The organism is Clostridium paraputrificum AGR2156 (assembly GCF_000424025.1).
GTDB classification, from domain to species: domain Bacteria; phylum Bacillota; class Clostridia; order Clostridiales; family Clostridiaceae; genus Clostridium; species Clostridium paraputrificum.
The window spans coordinates 1-2,767 of sequence record NZ_AUJC01000027.1; the positions used below are offsets into that span (position 1 = coordinate 1).

2 protein-coding genes are annotated in these 2,767 nt (G+C 26.1%); both read left to right on the forward strand.

Annotated features, from left to right (window positions below):
• Positions 1–156 precede the first annotated feature (156 nt).
• A complete protein-coding gene (locus tag G594_RS19740; RefSeq protein ID WP_027099225.1) occupies positions 157–1,212 on the forward strand; it encodes a peptidoglycan-binding domain-containing protein in 1,056 nt (351 codons plus the stop codon).
• A 69-nt stretch (positions 1,213–1,281) separates the two neighbouring features.
• Complete coding sequence (locus G594_RS0114495; protein WP_027099226.1) at positions 1,282–1,821, forward strand: hypothetical protein; 540 nt, start codon at positions 1,282–1,284, stop codon at positions 1,819–1,821.
• The last annotated feature ends 946 nt before the right edge of the window (positions 1,822–2,767 follow it).

Below are 2,767 nucleotides of genomic sequence, written 5' to 3' on the forward strand. Positions count from 1 at the left end.
CTAACAGAAAAATTTGATTTAATTCATTCTGATGTTTCTGAAATAAAAAATAAATTAAACTTTTAATTTAGGTTTACATTTCTTCGCTTAAAATCCTTTAATTTATAGTTAGCTAACTTAAACAAAAACTATTTAATTAAAAAGGAGATGATTTTTATGGCTTATACTAGGCCTTTATATCTTACAAACCCTACTATGAAAGGTAATGACGTAAAAGAAGTACAAACAAGACTTTCTCAAATTGGATTCTATACTGGTTCTATAGACAGTTCTTTTGGTCCTGCTACTAAACAAGCTATTATAAAATTTCAAGCTGATACAGGTCTTTCACAAGATGGTTCTTGTGGCCCAGCTACTTGGAATAGATTATTTTATTTAAATAAGACAAATCCTATGAAACATGGTACTGATATTAGAAAAATGCAACAACGTTTGAAGGATTTAGGATATTTTACTGTAGCTGTTGATGGAGCTTTCGGAAATATATCACAAAATTCTGTAAAAGCATTTCAAGCTAAGAATGGTTTAACTCAAGATGGCTCTTGTGGACCTATAACTTGGAATAAATTATTCAGTTCTTCTGCCTTATCTTTAGCTAAAGCTAATAGAATTTTAAGTACAGCTGGTAACTCTGGTATGTTTGCCGGAAACACAGTAACATTTACAGAATTTGAGGCAGAAACATCTCCAATGTTAATTTCTTTATTTCCATCAATAACAGTAAAAGCTAAAATTTCTAGAAGTACTTATATAGGTATGACTGGAAAACAATTATCTGTAAATTCAAGTGACTTTAAGAGTCTTTCTGCAACTGCTATAAGCAAATTTGCAAGTGCAGGCGTAAAATTTAATTTCACACAACAAATGTTACTAAATACATTTTTATCAATGAACTTCAAACTTAATTCAAACGAATTATTAACATATAAAATCGAAGCTATTCCTAATACTAATACTACTATAATGACACTTGAGCATAAAAGAACTATTGAAAATACATCCGTTTATGTTTCTCTTATACTTACTATAGATATGAAATATGCTCTATCATCAGTAAAAGTTCCTGTTGTATCTAGTAGCCCTTCTACATCTAGAAAGATCTTTACAGCAGAGTCTATCATAACATTTGCATTAATAACTGCAGCTGTAGCTGGTGGTATATATTTTGGACAATGGTATGCCTTATCATTACTCCCAGCTATGGCCCAATAAAATAATTCATTTTTTTTAAAATATATTGTATAATCTTAGTAATAAACTATTATTACTGGGAGGTATACTATGGTCTATAAATACAGTTCAAATAATACACTATATCTAGATGATATTGATAATTTTATAAACAATAATCTAACTCTAAAAAAGATAGTAAATAAGAATAAAACTAATTTCATTTACTATCTTTTTATTCTTTTAGTAATTTGCTATTTATTATTGTTATTTTCCACAAAAATGCTATGGAAAGATTCATATATTAAACCTTTTTTAACTTGGGCTATTTTAACTATAACCTCGTTTTTTCTATTTCCAAAATTATCATTACATGGATTAAAAAAATCTATTATTTCAAATAGTGAACAAATTATTGAAAAAATAGATACCTCGTATTATTGGAATAATAATACGAAAAGTATACAACTAACAAAAAATCCTGATATAACAATACTAGAAATTGTAAAATTAAATAAAATAACTTTCATTTTAATATCGCCAAAAAAATCTCGTAAGTTTGTAAAAACTCTATATCCTATTCTGATCCCAAATAATATTTTCAATTCTGAAGAACAATATAAAAACTTTATTGAAAGTATTACTGATTAGATTTCAACTTCGCTAAATCGAATTTTTGCGAAGTCGAAGATCCTAACGGTTTTATGCCATTTGTAAGGCATGAAATTTTGTAAAATCAAAGAATTTAGTTTAGTATTTCTAAATAAAAAAAACAAAAAGTAATATTTCGCGTATCCCTACGCGAAATATTACTTTTTGTTTTTAATGATAAATAATTACTTATAACGAATTATAATGAACATTATAATTTATCTATTTAAAATACTTTACTTTATTAATCTTGTATAACGAAATTTAACGATAAATAACTAAAAAGGTCTTAGGAAACTTTCCTAACAATATGACTATGGTCGGCCAGTCCGACCATAGTCAATGCTTGCAAAATACACTTACTCCTCCAAATCAATAAAAAACTAGTATATAAATTCATTAAAATATAAAAATTTTTATTTTATTAAACTTTATAAATTTCCACTATAATTACAACCTATTTTTATAAAAAATTTCAGCAAGTTTTAACCCTAAATTTTAATATCTCCAATTTATATACGTTTGAAATATAAAAAAAGGAGATGTTAAATTTGAATTTAAAAAAGTTAAAACAAATACTATTACTTACATACTATTTATTAAAAATAATTCTAATTTTTCTTTAAAACTACAAGTTAATTTTCTTCTCTAATTTTTTTGAAGAGCATAAGGGATTTTTGCCCCCAAATCCTTTGTGGGGTTAGGCAACGCCTAACAAAATTACGCCCCCACTTTTTAAGTGACAAACCCATTAAAAACCCACCTTTTGACACACTCCAAACCCATCTTTTTTTATCACTTATCTTTAATAAATTCATCTTAATTTTTAAATAAAAAATCCTTATGAAGTCTATATTTTCAAAATAAAAAAACATGGATTCTGATAAGCACTTTTAGTTATTTTCACTTATCAAAATACATATACAACTCCCATATAATATAAAGT

Bases quoted from the DNA above. Each gene is read 5' to 3' on its own strand.
- G594_RS19740 (WP_027099225.1), top strand. From the start codon at position 157: ATGGCTTATACTAGGCCTTTATATCTTACAAACCCTACTATGAAAGGT.
- G594_RS0114495 (WP_027099226.1), top strand. From the start codon at position 1,282: ATGGTCTATAAATACAGTTCAAATAATACACTATATCTAGATGATATT.